Annotated in this window: 16 protein-coding genes and 2 pseudogenes; 8 read left to right on the top strand and 10 right to left on the bottom strand. The window is 73.8% G+C overall.

What is annotated here, in order from left to right; translation table 11 throughout:
* The first annotated feature begins 20 nt into the window (after positions 1 to 20).
* The 5 genes from purB to DEJ15_RS03835 all read left to right on the top strand — a co-directional run bounded on the left by purB (position 21) and on the right by DEJ15_RS03835 (position 4,985).
* The gene (purB, locus tag DEJ15_RS03855; protein WP_284176288.1) at positions 21 to 1,382 is read left to right on the top strand and encodes an adenylosuccinate lyase; all 1,362 of its coding nucleotides are present in this window, start codon (positions 21 to 23) and stop codon (positions 1,380 to 1,382) included.
* 217 nt (positions 1,383 to 1,599) lie between these two features.
* Positions 1,600 to 2,892, top strand: coding sequence for a hypothetical protein (locus tag DEJ15_RS03850; RefSeq protein WP_284175642.1), 1,293 nt, complete (start codon positions 1,600 to 1,602; stop codon positions 2,890 to 2,892).
* Between the two features lie 2 nt (positions 2,893 to 2,894).
* Positions 2,895 to 3,716 carry a L,D-transpeptidase family protein gene (locus DEJ15_RS03845; protein ID WP_258365792.1) on the top strand — a complete coding sequence of 274 codons (822 nt, stop codon included), beginning with the start codon at positions 2,895 to 2,897 and terminating at the stop codon, positions 3,714 to 3,716.
* Positions 3,717 to 3,897: 181 nt separating this feature from the next.
* Positions 3,898 to 4,620: a hypothetical protein gene (locus tag DEJ15_RS19340; RefSeq protein WP_502866147.1), complete on the top strand. Its 723-nt coding sequence runs from the start codon at positions 3,898 to 3,900 to the stop codon at positions 4,618 to 4,620.
* Between the two features lie 26 nt (positions 4,621 to 4,646).
* Entirely contained in the window at positions 4,647 to 4,985 is a 339-nt protein-coding gene (locus DEJ15_RS03835) for a hypothetical protein (protein ID WP_502866185.1), read from the top strand.
* A 128-nt stretch (positions 4,986 to 5,113) separates the two neighbouring features.
* Here the strand turns inward: DEJ15_RS03835 and DEJ15_RS03830 are convergent, their stop codons facing one another.
* Positions 5,114 to 6,031, bottom strand: a complete 918-nt coding sequence (locus DEJ15_RS03830) for a LysR family transcriptional regulator (protein ID WP_284175639.1) — start codon at positions 6,029 to 6,031, stop codon at positions 5,114 to 5,116.
* Between the two features lie 71 nt (positions 6,032 to 6,102).
* Here DEJ15_RS03830 and DEJ15_RS03825 point away from each other — a divergent pair, with 71 nt between their 5' ends.
* Positions 6,103 to 7,146, top strand: coding sequence for an EamA family transporter (locus DEJ15_RS03825; protein WP_284175638.1), 1,044 nt, complete (start codon positions 6,103 to 6,105; stop codon positions 7,144 to 7,146).
* On the opposite strand, the pseudogene DEJ15_RS03820 reads toward DEJ15_RS03825, so the two are convergent.
* Together DEJ15_RS03820 and DEJ15_RS03815 are read right to left on the bottom strand one after the other, a co-directional pair.
* Positions 7,115 to 8,094, bottom strand: a pseudogene (locus DEJ15_RS03820) (epimerase). The gene DEJ15_RS03825 and the pseudogene DEJ15_RS03820 sit on opposite strands and share 32 nt — an antisense overlap.
* Entirely contained in the window at positions 8,091 to 8,849 is a 759-nt protein-coding gene (locus tag DEJ15_RS03815) for a DUF4166 domain-containing protein (protein ID WP_284175637.1), read from the bottom strand. The pseudogene DEJ15_RS03820 and the gene DEJ15_RS03815 overlap by 4 nt, the downstream one beginning before the upstream one ends.
* 48 nt (positions 8,850 to 8,897) lie before the next feature.
* Between DEJ15_RS03815 and DEJ15_RS03810 the strand changes: the two are divergent.
* Positions 8,898 to 9,814: pseudogene (locus tag DEJ15_RS03810) on the top strand (cation diffusion facilitator family transporter).
* A gap of 25 nt (positions 9,815 to 9,839) precedes the next feature.
* Here DEJ15_RS03810 and DEJ15_RS03805 read toward each other — a convergent pair.
* Positions 9,840 to 10,472, bottom strand: coding sequence for a hypothetical protein (locus DEJ15_RS03805; protein WP_110823107.1), 633 nt, complete (start codon positions 10,470 to 10,472; stop codon positions 9,840 to 9,842).
* 184 nt (positions 10,473 to 10,656) lie between these two features.
* Positions 10,657 to 11,916, bottom strand: coding sequence for an MFS transporter (locus tag DEJ15_RS03800; protein WP_110823930.1), 1,260 nt, complete (start codon positions 11,914 to 11,916; stop codon positions 10,657 to 10,659).
* Between the two features lie 93 nt (positions 11,917 to 12,009).
* On the opposite strand from DEJ15_RS03800, the gene DEJ15_RS03795 reads away from it, so the two are divergent.
* On the top strand, positions 12,010 to 12,873 hold the full coding sequence (locus DEJ15_RS03795; protein WP_284175636.1) for a LysR family transcriptional regulator: 864 nt from the start codon (positions 12,010 to 12,012) through the stop codon (positions 12,871 to 12,873).
* Positions 12,874 to 13,024: 151 nt separating this feature from the next.
* On the opposite strand, the gene DEJ15_RS03790 is transcribed toward DEJ15_RS03795, so the two are convergent.
* The 5 genes from DEJ15_RS03790 to DEJ15_RS03770 all read right to left on the bottom strand — a co-directional run bounded on the left by DEJ15_RS03790 (position 13,025) and on the right by DEJ15_RS03770 (position 17,410).
* A complete protein-coding gene (locus DEJ15_RS03790; protein ID WP_258365810.1) occupies positions 13,025 to 14,437 on the bottom strand; it encodes an MFS transporter in 1,413 nt (470 codons plus the stop codon).
* 58 nt (positions 14,438 to 14,495) lie between these two features.
* A complete protein-coding gene (locus tag DEJ15_RS03785) occupies positions 14,496 to 15,083 on the bottom strand; it encodes a hypothetical protein (RefSeq protein WP_284175635.1) in 588 nt (195 codons plus the stop codon).
* A gap of 11 nt (positions 15,084 to 15,094) precedes the next feature.
* Complete coding sequence (locus tag DEJ15_RS03780) at positions 15,095 to 15,400, bottom strand: hypothetical protein (RefSeq protein WP_284175634.1); 306 nt, start codon at positions 15,398 to 15,400, stop codon at positions 15,095 to 15,097.
* A gap of 121 nt (positions 15,401 to 15,521) precedes the next feature.
* Entirely contained in the window at positions 15,522 to 16,835 is a 1,314-nt protein-coding gene (locus DEJ15_RS03775; RefSeq protein ID WP_284175633.1) for a hypothetical protein, read from the bottom strand.
* Between the two features lie 137 nt (positions 16,836 to 16,972).
* Positions 16,973 to 17,410, bottom strand: a complete 438-nt coding sequence (locus DEJ15_RS03770; RefSeq protein WP_284175632.1) for an L-type lectin family protein — start codon at positions 17,408 to 17,410, stop codon at positions 16,973 to 16,975.
* Between the last annotated feature and the right edge of the window lie 237 nt (positions 17,411 to 17,647).

Genomic DNA, 17,647 nt, shown 5'->3' with positions numbered 1-17,647 from the left:
CCCCCTTCCCCCCGCAGCCGATCAGCCCGCTCGACGGGCGCTACTACCCGATCGTGCACACGGTGGGCGAGCACCTGTCGGAGGCCGGTCTCAACCGTGCCCGGATCCGGGTCGAGGTCGAGTGGCTCGTCTTCCTGACCGACCACGCGATGTTCACCACCTCGCCGCTCTCGGTCGACGACAAGGCCGCCCTCCGCGCGATCGTCGACGACTTCGGGCAGGCCCAGATCGCGGAGCTCGCCGAGATCGAGGCGACGACCCGTCACGACGTCAAGGCGGTCGAGTACTTCGTCCGCCGTCGACTCAGCGACCTCGGCCTCGACGCCGTCGCCGAGCTCACCCACTTCGCGGCGACGAGCGAGGACGTCAACAACCTGTCGTACGCCCTCACCGTGCGCGACGCCGTCGAGCAGGTGTGGCTGCCGTCCGCCCGTGCGGTCGTGGAGCGCCTGCGCGAGATGGCCACGAGCCTCCGCGCCGTCCCGATGCTCTCGCACACGCACGGCCAGCCCGCGACGCCGACGACGCTCGGCAAGGAGATCGCGGTCGTGGTCTACCGACTGGAGCGCGTCCTGTCGCAGGTCGAGCGGGGCGAATACCTCGGCAAGTTCTCCGGCGCGACCGGCACGTTCTCCGCGCACCTGGCCGCGGACCCCGAGGCCGACTGGCCCGCGCTGTCCCGGGAGTTCGTCGAGGGCCTCGGCCTGACGTGGAACCCGCTGACCACGCAGATCGAGTCGCACGACTGGCAGGCCGAGTTGTACGACCGGGTCCGCCACGCGAACCGCATCCTGCACAACCTGGCGACCGACGTGTGGACCTACATCTCGATGGGGTACTTCACGCAGATCCCGGTGGCCGGCGCCACGGGGTCGTCGACGATGCCGCACAAGATCAACCCGATCCGGTTCGAGAACGCCGAGGCGAACCTCGAGATCTCGTCGGCGCTGTTCTCGACACTGTCCGAGACCCTCGTCACGAGCCGCCTGCAGCGTGACCTGACCGACTCGACCACGCAGCGGAACATCGGCGTCGCGTTCGGGCACTCGCTCCTGGCGCTCGACAACCTGCGCCGTGGGCTCGGCGAGATCGCGGTCAACGAGACCCGCCTGGCCGAGGACCTCGACGGCAACTGGGAGGTGCTCGCGGAGGCGATCCAGACCGTGATCCGCGCCGAGGTCACCGCCGGGCAGTCCGACATCGAGGACCCGTACGCGATGCTCAAGGAGCTCACGCGCGGCAAGCGGATCGGACGCGACGACCTGGTCGCCTTCGTGAACGGCCTGGACATCTCCGACGGCGCGAAGGCCCGGCTGACGAACCTGACGCCGGCCGGCTACACGGGCCTGGCGGACGAGCTGGTCGACCACCTGGACGTCTGAGCCGCACGGCGTCGCGACGGCGGCGGGTCGCACCGGTGCGTCCCGCCGCCGTCGTCGTCTCCGCGGTCGGACGGGAGGCTCGGCACAGCAGCGCCGGACCCGTGGCCTTCACGGGTGCTCAGCTTGCTGCTAGGTTCACCTCGCTGAGTACTGCTCAGCACGGGGGGCGGCAGTGCTGACGTGCCCCGCTCGCTCGACAGGATGGACCCCCCACCCCGTGCTCCGCTCCCGCATCGCCGCAGCCGCCGTCGGCGCCACCGTCCTCGGTGTCACCGCCGGGCTCGTCCCCTCCGTCTCCGGCGCCACGTCGTTCGCCGCCCTCCCGCCGGTCGTCACCTGGGCGGACGGGGCCGACGACTTCGCTCGCCTCGCGCCGGAGTCGACGGACCTGAGCCTTCCCGACGGGTGGTCCTGGTTCGGCGGGGCCATCGAGTCCGGCGACGCCGCCCGCTCGCTCGACGACGTGGTCGACTTCGGCCAGGACGGTCTGACGGTCCACGACGACTCGAGCGTGTTCCTCCTGCACCCGACCACGCGGCCCGTCGTCCCCGAGCTGCTGCAGTCGGTCGTGGCGGACGCGACGGCGGCGACCGGGGACAACGCCCTCGTCGGGCTCATCGTCGCCGACGAGTCCGACCCGGACGTGCTCGCGACGACGGCCTTCGCCCTCGAGGGCCTGCACGGCGCGGACACCACCTGGGCCTACACCGACTCCGGCGAGGAGACGACGTCCGAGCTCGCGGCCGACCTCGCGTCGGACCACCGCGTCGTGACGGGGTACTTCGTCGCGCTCATCGGCAGCGACATCCTGTCGATCGACCCGGGCACGGTCGAGCCCGGCACCGAGGAGCCCGGCACCGAGGAGCCCGGCACCGAGGCGCCGGGCACCGAGCCGACGGACGCGCCCACCACCGCGCCGACCGACGCACCGACGCACCGACGGCAGCGCCGACGGACGCCCCCCACGAGCGCTCCGACCGCGCCGACGACCCCGCTCGACGACACGCTCCGTCGCCTCCTCCCGCAGGTGACGGAGGGCGCCGCTGCCGAGGGTGCCGCGGCCTTCCGCGCCACGGCCGACGCCGACGCCGCTGCCGCTGCCGCTGCCGACGCCCACATCGCGAGCCTCCGCTTCGACGACACGACGACCTACTTCACGCCGCAGCCGACCGCCACGGCGACGGTCGCGGACCCCGAGCTCACGGTCGCCGAGGCGACGAGCACCGGGTTCGCCGTCTCCGGGTCCGGCTTCGCCCCGGGTGAGAGGATCAGCGTGTCCCTGACGGTGAGCGAGACCGGCGCCGTGTTCCCGGTCGGGCCGGTCGCCGATGCCGACGGTGCCTTCACCGCCACGGTCGTCCTCCCCGCGGGGACCGTGGCCGGGCCGGGGAACCTCGAGCTCCTCGGCACCGCGTCCGGCCAGGTCGCGGCCCCGGGCATCCGCATCACCGACGGTGCGGTCGCACCCGTCGCCACGCCCGTGCCGGGGCGGGCGACCTTCACCGGCTGACCGTGCCGAGCCTCCCGACCGATCCCCGACGGCGCGCGACCCTGGTCGCCGCCGCCGTGGCCGTCGTGTGCGCCGGGGTGGTCGCCGTCGTGCTGACCGGCACGCTCACCCCGGCCCCGGCCCCGGCCCCGGCGCCGTCCGCGACCCGTGCTGCGGTGCCGTCCGCCACGACCACCGTGACACCGAGCCCGTCGGCCTCGGCGAGACCGACCGACCCCGCTGCGGTCGACGCTCCGGCCTCGACGACGATCGCCGCCGCGTCCGGTCCGTCCGTCCCGGTGAGCGCCGCGCCCGGTGGCCCCGCCACCGACCAGCTGGCGAACCCGCTGTCGTCCGGCGCGCCGCTGGTGTTCCGCGTCGTCGACCAGCGGGACGGCTGGGTGCAGGTGCAGCTCGCCCAGCGCCCGAACGGCAGCACCGGTTGGGTGCCGGACAGCGCGGTCTCCCTGTCGACCACGGACTACGCGATCGTCGTGACCGAGGCGTCGAACACGCTCGATCTCTACCGGGCCGGCGAGGTCGTCGACTCGTACCCGGTCGCCACCGGGACCGGCGGGACGCCCACACCGACGGGCCGCTTCGCGTTGACGGAGCTCCTCGCGCCGACGAACGACGGGTACGGCCCGTACGCGTACGGCACGACGGCGTTCTCCGACGTCCTCAACTCCTTCGGCGGCGGGCCGGGCCAGATCGGCCTGCACGGCACCGACGACGCGACGAGCATCGGAACCGACGCCTCGCACGGCTGCATCCGGATGCGGAACGCCGACATCACCGCCCTGGCCGGACGGCTGCCGCTCGGCACACCGATCCAGGTCCGCTGAGGTCGGCGACCCGGACGCGGCACGACGCAGCGTCGACCGTTCCCGGATCGTGACCTCCCGGTGTGCGCGTCCGTGAGGATGGCCCAATATCCTGAGCTAGGACTCAGGGGGGGCCGCATCGTCGCGGGAGCCGGGGTCTGCGTCGCGCCCCGCTCGGGCGCCCGATCCCGGAAATGAGCCCATGCGCCGTCCCGTCCTCGCCACCGCCGTCGCGGTGTCCGCCTTGAGCGTCGCCCTCGTCGGCCTGCCGACCGTCGCCAGTGCCGATGCACCCGCCACGTCGACCGCCGCCGCCGCGACCACCACGCCCGTCCAGGGCACCCCGACCTCCCGCGCGGAGTGGGTGACACAGGACGACCTGACCACCGTGACGACCGGCGCGTTCCCCGACGGCTGGTTCACCACCGGCCCGACCACCTCGGGGGGTCGACGGCCTCGCACTCCCGACGGGCACGCTCGTCGCGCACGCCCGGACCGGGTCGGCAGCCACCGACCTGACCGACGTGTACTCGACCGACGCCGCGGGCCGCCTCGGCCTCGGCCTGCCCACCGCAGACCTGTTCGCCGGCAGCGGCGGAACGCGCTACGCGCTGCTCCTCGACCTCGCCGGTTCCGCGGACAACACCACGCCCGCGGTCCTCAGCGCGGCCGAGGCCGGCGCCCAGGGCGTCGACGGCACGTGGCGCTCCTCCGTCGACATCGGCACCGTCCGTGCGGGGAGCGCAGCCACGCTCGCGACGTTCCAGGAACAGATCGCGGCCACCACCCCGGACGCAACCGTCAACGGCTACGGCGCCTTCGCCCGGACCGCGCCGGGCACCGTCGTCGGCATCCTCGGCAACGAGACCCGCTCGTACTTCACGCCGGAGCCGACCGCCGTGGTGGGGGGTGCCCTCGAACCTGACGCCGTCGGTCCTCCGGGCGGACGGCCTGCCCGTCGAGGGCACCGGGTTCCTGCCGGGCGAAGAGGTCTCGGTCTTCCTGATCCTGCCGGACGCGGAGATCGTGCCGGACTCCAACCGCTTCACCGTTGACGCCGACGGCGCCTTCGCCGGTCAGACGACCTTCGTCTCCTCCGCGCCGCCGAGCGAGTACCAGATGGTGTTCGAGGGGCTGGACTCCGGCATCGTGGTCTTCGCGGAGCTGACCATCCAGGAGGAGCCGACGGCGGGCGTGACGCCGCCGACGCCGACGCCCGCCGTCCTGCCCGGCACCGGCACCGCACCGGTCGCCACGCCGGTCCCGGGGAACGTCTCCTTCACCGGCTGACCCTCCGCACACGACCGACGCGGGGCGTCCCTCCCACCGGGGAGGGGCGCCCCGCGTCGTCGCGTCGTCGCATCCGTTCCCGGTCACGGACGGGAGGCCCGCAGCACGACCGCGCGGTCCGCACCACCTCAGGTGGTGACGTCCGTCGCTCCGGCGACCAGGGCCTCCAGGACGACGCGGACCGCCGGTCGGACCACTCGGTCCGGCCGCACGAGCGCCTCGATCCGCCGTCCGGCGCGCACGTCGGCGAGGGTGGCGAGGTGGAACCGTCCGGGTGCGCGCGTCCGTGAGGTGTACCGCGGGACGAGCGCGATGCCGTGTCCGGCCGCGACGAGGTTCTCGATGACCGGCAGGTGGATCGTGCGGAACGCGACCGACGGCGGTGCGTCCGAGGCCGCGGCCATGGCGGTGAGCACGCGGTCGATCGGGTAGTCCTCCGGGACGCCGATCCAGGTCTCGCCGAGGACGTCCTCGATCCCCACGCGTTCCCGGCCCGCGAGGGGGGTGGTCGAGCGGCAGGGCGACGTCGAGCGGTTCCCGGAGCAGCGCGACGGTCTCCACCGCGGGACGGTCGGCACGGCGCGCCCCGTCGGGCCGGTGACCGATGACGACGTCGTGGTCGGCGGTGAGCGGGGCGAACTCCCCCCCTCGCTGACGTCGACGTCGGAGAGTTCGAGGGCGATGCCCGGGTGCTCGCGCATCCGCGTCAGGAGCCCGGGCAGCAGCAGTTCCGCGGCCGAGGGGAACACCGCGAGGTCGACGGTCCCGGTGGCACCGGCGAGGTGTTCGGCCCAGGCGGACTCGACGGTGGCGAGGGCGGTGGCGACGCCGGTGGCCATCCCGGCCAGGACACGACCGTGCTCGGTGAGCCGCACCCCACGCCCGACGCGCTCCACGAGCGGCACCCCGGCCTGGCGCTGCAGCGTCCGGAGCTGCTGTGACACAGCACTCGGTGTCCGGTGCGTGGCGGCGGCGACCGCGGTCACGCTCCCGCGTTCGGCGAGCTCGCGGAGGACCGGCAACAGGGCGATGTCGAACCCGACCATGCAGGGACCCTACAACGATCCTGTCGGAACGTACGCTGGTGCTACTGATTCAGGTGCGGGACGATCATCCGGTGCTGTTCCGCGATCGCATCCTCGCCCTCGTCGTCGCCGTCGCCTGGGGTCTGAACTTCCCGGCGACCGCGATCGCCCTCGAGCACTTCCCGCCGTTCCTGCTCGCCGCGGTGCGCTTCACACTGCTCGCCGTGCCGACCCTGCTCTTCGTGCCGCGGCCGCAGGTGCCGTTCCGGTGGATCCTCCTCGTCGGCTCCACGCTCGGCGTCGTGCAGTTCGCGTTCCTCTACCTGGGCATGTCGGCCGGGATGCCCTCGGGGCTGGCGTCGCTCGTCATCCAGGCCGCGGCGCCCTTCACCGTCGTGCTCGCCGGGGTCCTGCTCCGCGAACGCCTGACCACCCGGCAGGTCGTCGGCGTGAGCATCGCCGTCGCCGCGCTCGGCGTCATCGCGGTGCACCGGGCGCAGACGGCCGCGTTGCTCCCCGTCGTCCTCGTGCTCCTGGGGGGCGATCGGGTGGGCGACGGGCAACGTGGCGACGCGCCGGACGGGACCGGTGAACCCGCTGCACCTGACGCTCTGGTGGGCGGTCGTCCCGCCGATCCCGATGGCCGTGCTGTCGTTCGTGGTCGAGGGCCCGGAACGGATCGGGCAGGCACTGGGCACCGCGTTCACGCTCGAGGCGCTGCCGGCCGACCTCGGCGTCCTGTACATCGTCGTCGCGGCGAGCCTGGTGGGCTACGGCATCTGGTCGCGGTTGATGGGGAAGTACCCGTCGAGCACGGTCGCGCCGTTCTCGATGCTCGTGCCCGTCGTGGGGGGTGCTCGCGTCCTGGGCGGCCTTCGGCGAGGTGCCCGATGCGGTCGAGGCCGTGGCCGGGGCGGTCGTGGTCGCGGCGGTGCTGTGGTCCTCGCGCCCGCCGCGGACCGGCCTGGCCATCGGGACGCCGCCGGGTGCTCGGGACGCCGCGGGGCCCGGCGGCGTCCCGAGGGCGTCGGGGCGTCCTGCGCAGACGGGGGGCGTCCCGGCCCGACTCCGGCTCCGGGCCCGGCTCCGGGCCCGCCGCCCCGGTCAGCCCCGGTGCTGGCGTCGCTCCGCGATGATCCCGGCGAGCGCGCCGCGGAGGTGCGGGTACCGGAACTCGTAGCCGGCCTGCACGAGCCGGGTCGGCACCACCCACCGGCTCTTGAGCACGAGTTCGGTCTCGGTGCGGATCGCGAACGCCCCGAGCTCGAGCATCCACCGCCACGTCGGCAGCCCGAAGCGGCGCCCGACGGCGTCCCGGATCGTCGCCATCACCGTGCGGTTGTCGGACGGGTTCGGGCTCGTCACGTTGACCGGGCCGTCGAGGTCCTCGTGGTCGCGGACGAACCGGATCGCGCCGAGGACGTCCTCGATGTGCACCCAGCTGAACCGCTGCCGACCGTGGGTGTGCCGGTCGTGGTGGTACGTCCCCGCGGCCAGGCGCGCCCTGGTGGGGAACCACGGTCCGTCGTACTGGGGTCCGCCCAGGCCGGCCTGCGCGAGGCGGAGCAGGGGGACGAGGGCGCTGCCGTCGCCGAACACGATCGCCATCCGGAGCGCCACGCGGCGGGTGCTCGGCAGGTCGGCGCGGGACAGGGCGTCCTCCCACGCGCGAGCGACACCGACCGAGAAGCCCTCGCCGAGCTCCCCGGTCTCCTCGTCCTGCGGGCGGTCGTCGGCGTGCCGGTAGATGGTCGCGGTGGACGCGTTCACCCACAGCGGCGGCGGGTGCTCGGCGGTCCGGATGGCCTCGGCCAGTTCGAGCGTCGTGTCGACCCGGGAGCGCAGGATCTCCGCGCGGTTGCGGCGCCCGTACCGGCAGTCGACGCTCTTGCCCGCCATGTTCACCACGAGGTCGGCGCCGTCGACGAGCTCGCGGATCCGCAGGGTGTTCCCCCCAGACGGCGTCGCCGGTGCGACCGACCGTGACGACCTCGTAGCCCTCGTCGCGGAACGCGTCCTGCAGGTACCGGCCGACGAACCCGCTCGCCCCCCGCCACCACCACGCGTCGCTGCTGACCGCTCATGCTGTCCTCCTGATCCCGGTCACTCGTCGCGTACGACGGCGTACCGGAACGCCCCCCTCGTACCGGTACAGCGTGCCGAGCACCGGTGCGGAGAGCACCAGGGACACGCGCTGCACGTCGGCTTCGTCATCGAATCGTTCCGTGAGCTCGACCCGCGGTGCGACGACGGCCGGGAGGCTCCACGCGCGTCCCAGCGCGCGCACCGACACGCGCGTGGAGACCAGGCGGAGGGCCCCGGCGTCGGGTCCGGTCGCCGGGACCTCCACCGTGAGCACCGCGCTCACCCGCCCGCGGGTGCCGAGGTGGTCGACGAGCCCCTCCGGCTCGGCGGTGATCGCGTCGACCATCGTCCGGTCCCCGGAGGCGAAGTGGAAGGTGCGGTGCGCACGCACCGCGGGACGCGCCTCCCGGCCGTCGGCCTGACCGCGATCGACGCGGGAGCTGCCGGACCGGTGGGCGTCGCGGCGGCCGGAGCCGGGTTCCTCGTCCGGCGCCGGGCCCCGGCCGACGCGGACCGGGCGGTTCTCGACGGTGAAGGGCACGTCGTGCTCCCAGACCGGGAACATCACCGCGTCCCGCGCGAAGACGGCGAGCACGGGCCACACCCAGCGGCGGGGCGTGCCGACGACGCTGAACGTGCCTGACCCGCGCCCGACGTACCCGGACGGGATCCGGCCGAAGTACGTGCGGAGACGCGGATGGAGCCGCGCGAGGACGTCGGCCGGCGCGCTCAGCTCGTACGGCGATCCGCTCACGCTCCCGATCCTGGCACGCCGTCGGACGGGGCTCCTACGATGGCGGTCATGGGACACGACCACGGCCACACGCACGGACCCGCGTCCGAGCGTGCGCTGTTGATCGCGTTCTGCATCTCCGCCGGGATCCTGCTCGCCGAGGTCGTCGGCGCGGTCGTCACCGGCTCCCTCGCCCTGCTCGTCGACGCCGGGCACATGGTCGTCGACACCGGCGGACTGGGCATCGGCCTCGTCGCCACACGTCTGGCACGCCGGATCCCGACGGCCCGGCGCACGTGGGGGGTACCAGCGGGCGGAGGTCCTCGGCGCGACCGCGCAGGCCGCGGTCCTGCTCGCGGTCGGCGTCTACGTGGTGATCTCCGCGGTGCAGCGGTTGATCGTGCCCGAGGAGATCGAGGCGGGGCCGCTGCTCGTCTTCGGGGTCGTCGGACTCGTCGGCAACCTCATCGCGTTCGCGGTGCTCGTGCGGGCGTCCGGCGAGGGCTTCACCTCGCGGGCGGCACGGCTCGAGGTCCTGAACGACACCCTCGGGTCCGTCGCCGTGATCCTGGCCGCGGTCGTGCTGTTCCTGACCGGCTGGCAACGAGCCGACTCGGTCGCGGCACTGCTCATCGGAGCGCTCATCCTGCCCCGGGCCGTGAAGCTCCTGCGCGAGACCGCCGACGTCCTGCTCGAGGCCACCCCGCGCGGACTCGACCTGGACGCGGTGCGCGGGCACATCCTCGAGCTCGACCACGTCATCGCCGTGCACGACCTGCACGCCACGCTCGTGTCGACCGGCGTCCCGAACCTCACCGCACACGTCGTGGTGGACGACCACTGCTTCACGACGGCGCACGCCCCCCGCGATCCTCGACGAACTGCAGCAGTGCGTGGCGGAGCACTTCGACGTGCCGGTCGAGCACTCGACCTTCCAGCTCGAGCCGGCGTCACACCAGCGGCACGAGCACGAGGTGCACGCCTGATCCTCCCCCCTGGTGCCCCCGGGCGTCAGCAGTCGGACTCGTCCGTCGGGTAGGCCGTGATGACCCGCTCGGTCGTCGCGGACACGATCACCTTGACGAAGCCGTCCGGGCTCGGCGCGCTGCCGTCGTCGAACCGCACGGGCGCGGCGTAGCAGACCTTGCCGTCGCCGGCGTCGACCGGCAGGCCCTTCTGCGGGTTCGTCACCGCGGTCCGCACGGCGGTGAGCATGGCGTCGTCCCAGTCGCGCGCGTCGGTGTGCCCGCGGAGGACGTCCTGCCAGTCGGCGGTGTGCCGGACCCGGATGTGTTCGTACCCCTGCGCGGCGTTCCCGCACTGCATGACGACGGTGCCGAGGGCGGCGGTGTCGTACGACGCGACCTCTGCACGGGTGTCGGTGCCGCAGCGGTCGAGCACCGCGGTGCCCGGCAGGTCGGGTCCCGTCCGGGCGATGACCGCCACGCCGCCCGCGTCGCCCTCGCCGCCCGGCGTCGACTGCGGCTCGTCGGCGGTCGTGGACGCGGTGGCCGACGGTGCGGCGGTGAGGACGGCGTCGTCACCCTCCCGCGCGTTCGTCAGGGCGAAGCCGCCGACCACGAGGACGGCGGCGACCGCCGCGGCGATGCCGGTCAGCGTGGAACGCGGGCGCTTCTGGGCCATCGGGCCAGTATGGGGTGCGGCCCTCCCGGTCGGACCGGCGGGGCTGCTGCACCGCGGCGCGGTCGTCACGGTCGTCACGGTCGTCACGGTCGTCACGGTCGTCGGGACGCCGCGCGACCCCGCCCGACCCGGGCGACGCCGACGTGGCGAGCGGCGCAGGACCGGGGGCGGCGTCTCGCGGCGGTCAGGCGCGCGCGGCCAGCCGTCCGCCCGCGACGATCGCGAGCACGGAGACGAGCACCACGTACCCGATGAGGACCGGCAGGGTGGGCAGGACGAGCAGTGCGGCGCCGACCGCGACGACCGGGATCGTGAGCCCGGCGTAGGCGATGAGGAACGTCGCGGCGAGGACGCCGCCGCGCTCCTCGGGGCCGACGAGGGCTCCGGCGCTGCCGATCGAGGCACGGAACAGCAGACCCACACCGGCACCGGCGACGACCCCGCCACCGATGAACCCGGCGACCTGCAGCACCACCGCCGAGACCGCGAGGACCGCGAGACCGCCGACGAGCAGGCCGACACCGAGGCGGATCTGCCTGCGCTGCGGGAGCGCGGCGAACACGATCTGCGACAGGGCACTCGCGGCGAAGACCCCGAAGGTCGTGGCGCCGGCGGCCAACCGGTCGGTGACGTGGAACGTCGTCCCGAGGAACGTCGGCGCGACGGAGGTGAACAGCCCCTGCACCGCGAGGGCGGCGAAGGCCCCGGTGCCGGCGGCCCAGAACGCGGCGCTCTGGCCCTCCGGAGCCTGCAGGCGCTGCGGGTGGTACGGCACGGGCTCGGCCGGACGGTCGACGGTCTCCGGGACGGCCAGCACGACGACGAACGCGACCGCCAGGGCGACGACGAACACGACGTAGGGCACCATGAGCGGCTGACCGACGAACTCCGCGAGGGCACCACCGACGAGGGCGCCCAGCGACAGGCCGCCGAGGTTGACGACGCCCGCGGCGACGCTGGCGCCCTTCGCCGAGGACTCGTCGCCGGTGGCCCGCACCTTGAGCTCCCCGAGGTGTGCGGTCGCCGTCGCGGTCAACGTGCCGACACCCAGTCCGGTGACGAGTCGCGCCACGATCAGACCGGTGACGTCGTTCCAGAGGAGGAACAGCACCGCGGCGACGAGCTCCAGCGCCACGGACACGAGGATGAGCGGACGACGCCCGTGCACGTCGCTGAGGTGTCCGGCGAGCCAGAGGGAGCCGACGACGCCCAGACCGTACGCGGCGAAGACGACGGTCGTCGTGAACGTCGGGAAGCCGTCGCGCGCCTGGTAGATGACGTAGAGCGGCGCGGGGACGGTCGCGAAGGCCATCACCGAGGTGAACGCGAAGGCGACGGCCCAGAAGCCGAAGCCGTGCCGACGGCGGGTGTGCGCACGCCGACCACGGGGAGCCGGAGCGGTGGCCTGGGCGCCGGTCGCCGGCGTTTCGATGACGGTTGACATGCCCCGATCGTCCCGCCGGTGGACCATCGGGTCAAACGCAGCTCCTTGATGGCCGGCATCGATCTCGTCGATGATGTCCGGATGGAGACCCGCTTGCTCGAACAGTTCGTCACGGTCGCGGCCGAGGGCAGTGTCACCCGTGCCGCCGAGCGCCTGTGGGCGGCGCAGTCGACGGTGTCCGCGGGGATCGCGAGCCTGGAACGGTCGCTCGGGACCCGCCTGTTCGAGCGTGGCGGCCGGCGGCTCGTCCTCACCCCGACCGGAGCGGACCTCCTGCCCCACGCCCGCGCCGTGCTGGAGTCGCTCGACCGGATGCGTGACCTCGCCGCGGCGTCGGACGCGGAGCTGCGCGGTCGGGTGCGCCTCGGCATCTTCACGAGCATGGACGTCGTCGACCTGACCGGCGTCCTGCGCGACTTCCGTCGGCAGCACCCGCTCGTCGCCGTCGAACTGATGACCTCGCCGAGCGGGACGACCGGGCTCGTGCAGGACCTCGTGGCCGGGCGCCTCGACCTCGCGTACACGGGGCTGCCGAACACGCCGTCCGGGGTCGTGGTGGAGCCGCTCCGGGAGATGCCCTTCCGGGTGTTCCTCGCCGCCGACCACCCGCTGGCCGGCCGGCGCTCGGTGTCCCTCGCCGACCTGGCCGACGAGACCTTCGTGGACACCGCGCACGGGTTCGGCAACCGCATGATCCTGGACGCGGTGCTCGAGCGGCTCGGCATCCGACGTCGGGTGGTCGCCGAGATGAACGACATGCCCGCGGTGGTCCGGTTCGCCTCGGCCGGGATCGGTGTCGGGGTCGTCCCGGACTCCGGCGTCCGCTTCGACGGCGCGGTGCTCGACCTCGAGGACGTGGTCGAGCCGCTGCGGATCGGGCTCGCCATGCGGGCGGACCCGGAGCCGAACCGGGCGACACAGGCATTGGCGCGGGCGATCGTGGCGGCCCGGCGCTGAGCCGCGCGCGCAGCCGGAGCCCCGCGGATGGTCGGCCCAGCCCCCCGTCGGGTCAGCCGCCGCCGGGTCAGCCGCTGTGTCAGCCGCCTCCGGAGTCAGCCCCGTCACGTCAGCCGCGGTCGGGTCAGCCCGGCGGTGAACCGCCGCCGGGTCAGCCGCGGAGCAGCGGCGCGACGGCCTCGACCGACCGCCGGGCCGCCGCCGTGGTCGACAGCACGCCGACCAGGACGATGACGGCGCCGATGCCCACGACGATCCACCACATCGGATGGGTCGCGACCGCGAACGCGGGGCTGACCGTCGCGACCGCACTCGCCCCCGTGACGGTCCCGGCGAGCGCGACGCCGAGGGACACCCCGGTCTGCCGACTGGTCGACGCGACGGCCGCCGCCGACCCGGACTGCGTGCGGGGCATGCCGGAGACCGCGGTGTTCGTGATGGGCGCGTTCACCATGCCGAACCCGAAGCCGAACAACACGAAGGCGACCACGAGGACCCACATCGGCGTCGAGACCTGCACGGTGGTCAGGACCGCACCGGCCGCACCGATCCCCAGACCCGCGAGGACGAGCGGCACCCGCGTCCCCACCGTGCCGATGAGTCGCCCGGAGACCGGCGACACGACCATCGTCGCGAGGGCCGACGGCAGCGTCCACAGCCCCGCTTCGAAGGGGGTCAGGCCGCGCACCTCCTGCAGGTACAGGGCGCTGAGGAACAGGAACGCACCGTTCGCCCCGAACGCCACGAGCGCGGTGCCCACGGCGGACGAGAACGGGACGCTCCGGAAGAAGCGGAGGTCGATGAGCGGCTCGGCGGTCCGACCTTCGACGACCACCAGGGCGACCAACGCGGCCGCGGCGAGGACGAACAGACCCAGCGTGCCCGCGGACGCCCAGCCCAGGCGAGGGCCCTCGATCAGCCCGCCGACCAGGCTCGCGAGCAGCACGATCACGATGCCCTGCCCGAGCGGGTCGAACCGCCGGGGCTTCGGCGACCGCGACTCCGGGACGAACAGGAACGTGAGGACGATGGCGGCGATGCCGATCGGCACGTTGATCCAGAAGATCGCGCGCCACCCGACGGTGTCGGTCAGCGCTCCGCCGACCAGGGGACCCAGCCCCATCGACACCCCGACGACCGCGCCCCAGACGCCGACCGCGCGGGCACGTTCCTTCGCGTCGTCGAACGTCGCCGTGATGATGCTCATCGCGACCGGGTTCATCATCGAGCCGCCGACGGCCTGCACCATGCGGAAGACGACGAGCCACTCGACGCTCGGAGCGAGCGAGCAGAGCAACGACCCGACGGTGAAGAGCGCGAGACCGACCTGGAACGTCGTCCGACGGCCGATCCGGTCGGCGGTCGACCCCGACAGCAGGAGCAGGCTCGCGAGGACGAGCGTGTAGGCGTCGATGGTCCACTGCAGGCCGGCGATGGGGCTGTGGAGTTCGCGTCCGATCGACGGGAGGGCGACGTTCACCACGGTGGCGTCCATCGACACGATGAACAGGCTCATGCAGCAGACCGCGAGGATGAGGGTGCGGTGCCGGTACCGGCTCGGCAGTGCGGGGTCACCCTGCTCGGGACGGCGTCGGCCGCGGGCCGTGCGTCCCGCCGCCGCTTCAGTGGAAGCCGTCGTCGTCTCCTCGTCCGGGGGTGTTGTGCCCGCCGAGCATGTCGTTGTCGTCCTGGTCGGAGGTCGACGTCAGCTGGAGCATCGCCATCACGACGACCACGACGACGAAGCCGACGCCGAAGAAGACGAGCGCGAGCGTGGGCTCCCGTGTCGACATCAGCACGACGAGGCCGACGACCACCGCGATGACCGCGGAGATGCCGAGGAGTTCGACCGGGCGCAGGCGGTCACGACGGCTGGGGGTGGTCATACGTGTGGTGCTCCGTCCGGGGTGGCCGCCGGAGCAGCCGTCCCCCCACTTGTGCGAGAGGCCGGCGATCAGGTGGAAGACCGCCGCGATGGCGAGGTAGGCGCCGAGCAGGCCGACGAGGACGATCGAGGCGTCGAGGGTGCCGGTGACGCGTTCGACGCCACCGAGCTGCTGCGAGTAGTCGGGCGGGGTCACGAGGAAGGCGACCGCGAGCAGCAGCGTGAGAGCTCCGACGGTCGTCCAGTCCCGGGCGAACGGTGACCGCCCACGAGCGCGGAGTCCCTGCGACAGTTCGAGTGCGCCGGTCAGGACGGCGGAGCACACGACGACGGTGATCAGCGCGGGGGAGACCGAGACCGCTGCACGCGATCGCCGCGAGGCCGGCGACGATGGACAGGGCGGCCTGCGCCGTCCCGGATCGCCGCGAGCGGTCGTCCCCAGGCAGCCGCGAGGTGCTCCCCCCAGGCGAGGACGGCCCCGTCGACGAGGGCGAAGACGCCGAACAGCACGAGGCCGAAGCCGGCCGAGTGGTTCGGGGAGAACGTGATCACCATCGCGATCACGGCTGCCGGGACTGCCCGGAGGACCGGGACCGGCCAGTACCGTGCTCGCTGCGCGGCGTCGTCCACGGAGTGGGACACGGGACCTCTCTCGGGCTGTCGGTTCGTACGGTCGATCCTACCGCCGCGTCCGTGGGCACCCGCCCGACCGTCGACCCCGGCGGTCGGACGGGGCGGACCGCGATCCGCCCCGTCCGTGGCACTAGTGCTCTTCCGGCGCCTCCGCTGCGTCCTCGGGACGGCGTCGACGGACGAGCCACACGGACGCTCCGGTGCCGGTCAGCACGATCCCGGCCAGGCCCACCAGGCCGAGCCCCTGCGCTCCCGTGTAGGCGAGGGCACCCGGTTGCCGCGGTGCCGTCGCTCCGGGAGCACCACTCCCGTCGCCGGTGCCCGGCCCGTGCTGGTCGACCGGTCCGTCCGGCCGTCCGGCAGGTCCCGGCGTCGGGTCCGGGCGACCGGCGTCGCCCGGTCCACCCGTGTCACCCGGCGCGTCGGGGTCCCCCGGGCCGTCGGGACCGTCCGGCCCGTCGGGACCACCCGGGCCGTCCGGCTCGATCACCTCGATCGGCACCTCGGGCGACTCCTCGCCGCCGTCGGGGTCGGTCGGCGAGGTCGCCGTCGCGACGTTCACCACGTCGGAGCCGTCACCCGTGTAGCCGGCGTCCAGTCGGGCGCGGAACCGGAACGCGTGTTCCTGCCCGGGGGCGACGTCCCCGCCGCCGGTGCACGTCACACGCTGGCCGTCGGCCGTGCACGCGTCGTCCGACCCGACGAACGCCAGCTGCTCCGGCAGGTCGTCGACCGCGCCCACGTCGTGAGCGGTGGAGGGACCGCCGTTCCGTGCGGTGACCGTGTACTCGAGCTCGTCCCCGGGCTCGACGGGACGGTCCGGCGCGACGCTCTTGTCCGTCGTCATCTGGGCGACCGCCGTCACGGGCGCCGAGGCCTGTGACACGTTGTCGGCGGGTCGCGCGTCGAACAGCCCCGGGGCGATCGCCACGGTAGCCTCACTGTCGATCTGCCCGGTCGTGCCCGGGTCGAGCTGCCCGGACACCGTGAAGGTCGCGGCCGCTCCACGCCGCAGGCCGAGGGTCGTCGCGACGTCGCCGGTGCCCGAGGCGTCGGCACAGCTGGAGGGCGCGGGGACGCTGCACGTCCAGGTCACGTCGTGGAGCTCGTCCGGTACGTCGACGGCGACCGCGCTCGGGTCGGAGTCGTTCGCCCCCACGTTCGAGGCGGTGACCGTGTACGCGACCCGGTCGCCGGCGACGACGGGCGGCATGTCGTGCTCGATCCGGAGGTCGGCCGGCTGCGTCACCCGCAGTGCATCGATCTCGTGCACGCTCCGGAAGGATCCGGTGGCCGCCGTGAACCCGAGCCGGAGGGTGGGTGGGAGCGGAGCCTGGTCCGGCCCCTGCAGTTGGACGTGGTCGAGGACGGTGCGCATCCCGCCGTCCGCGGAGGCGAGTCGGACGGTCAGGGTCAGCCCGCCGTCCTCGGGCAGCAGCACCACGCGGACCTTCCGTGGTGTGGCGGTGCCGGTCGCGACGCCGCCCGGGACCTGCGCGTGCTGGACGAACCGGTACCCCGTCGTCCCGTTCCCGGACCCCCCGGATGGTCACGGTGTCCGGCGTCCGACCGGGCCCGCTCTCATTGAAGGGCAGCGAGAAGTTGCCGTACTGGTCGAGGGCGACCCCCCGCGAACGCCCCGGGGAGTCCGGGGAGGGTGCACTCGTGCGCTCCCTGGTTCGTCGCCGACCGGCAGGAGTACCCGAGCGCCGCGCCGTACGCGCCGACCCCGGGTGCGACCGCCCCGTCCGACAGGGACAGCAGCAGACCGTCGGCCCCCTGCTCGTACGGCGTGTACATGGCGTAGTCGAACTCGATGTCGAGCCCGAGGCTCGACGGGAAGGAGTCGTCCATCGCCCAGGCACCGGCAGCGTCGACGTCGGCATCGGTCAGGCGGAGGCGCCCGTCGACGATGTGGGCGTCGCCACTCAGGGTGCCCCCGTCAGCCGTGCTGAAGCCGGTCGACCAGGGGAACGGCAGGTCGTCCGCCGCTGCACCGCCGCCGACGCCGAGCGGCACCGTGCTGCCGACCGCGACGGCGACCGCGGTCCCGGCGATCCACCGCCGGAGTCCGCGGCGTGCGCGCGACGGACGGGACGAGCGCGGCCGCCGGGGCGGTCGGCTGCGGACGGCGGTGGGGGGTGGGAGGCGGGCCGGAGCAGGTCGTGTCATGTGTCATGTCACGATCTTCGCGAGCCGGCTCCCCGCGCCTCCGGTCGGGGTGCCGCCCTGTGGATCGATGCCGCTCCCCCTCCC

Source organism: Curtobacterium sp. MCJR17_043 (assembly GCF_003224315.2).
GTDB lineage: Bacteria > Actinomycetota > Actinomycetes > Actinomycetales > Microbacteriaceae > Curtobacterium.
The sequence above is the reverse complement of the archived record's forward strand: the minus strand, read 5'-3'. Positions and strand labels throughout refer to the sequence as shown.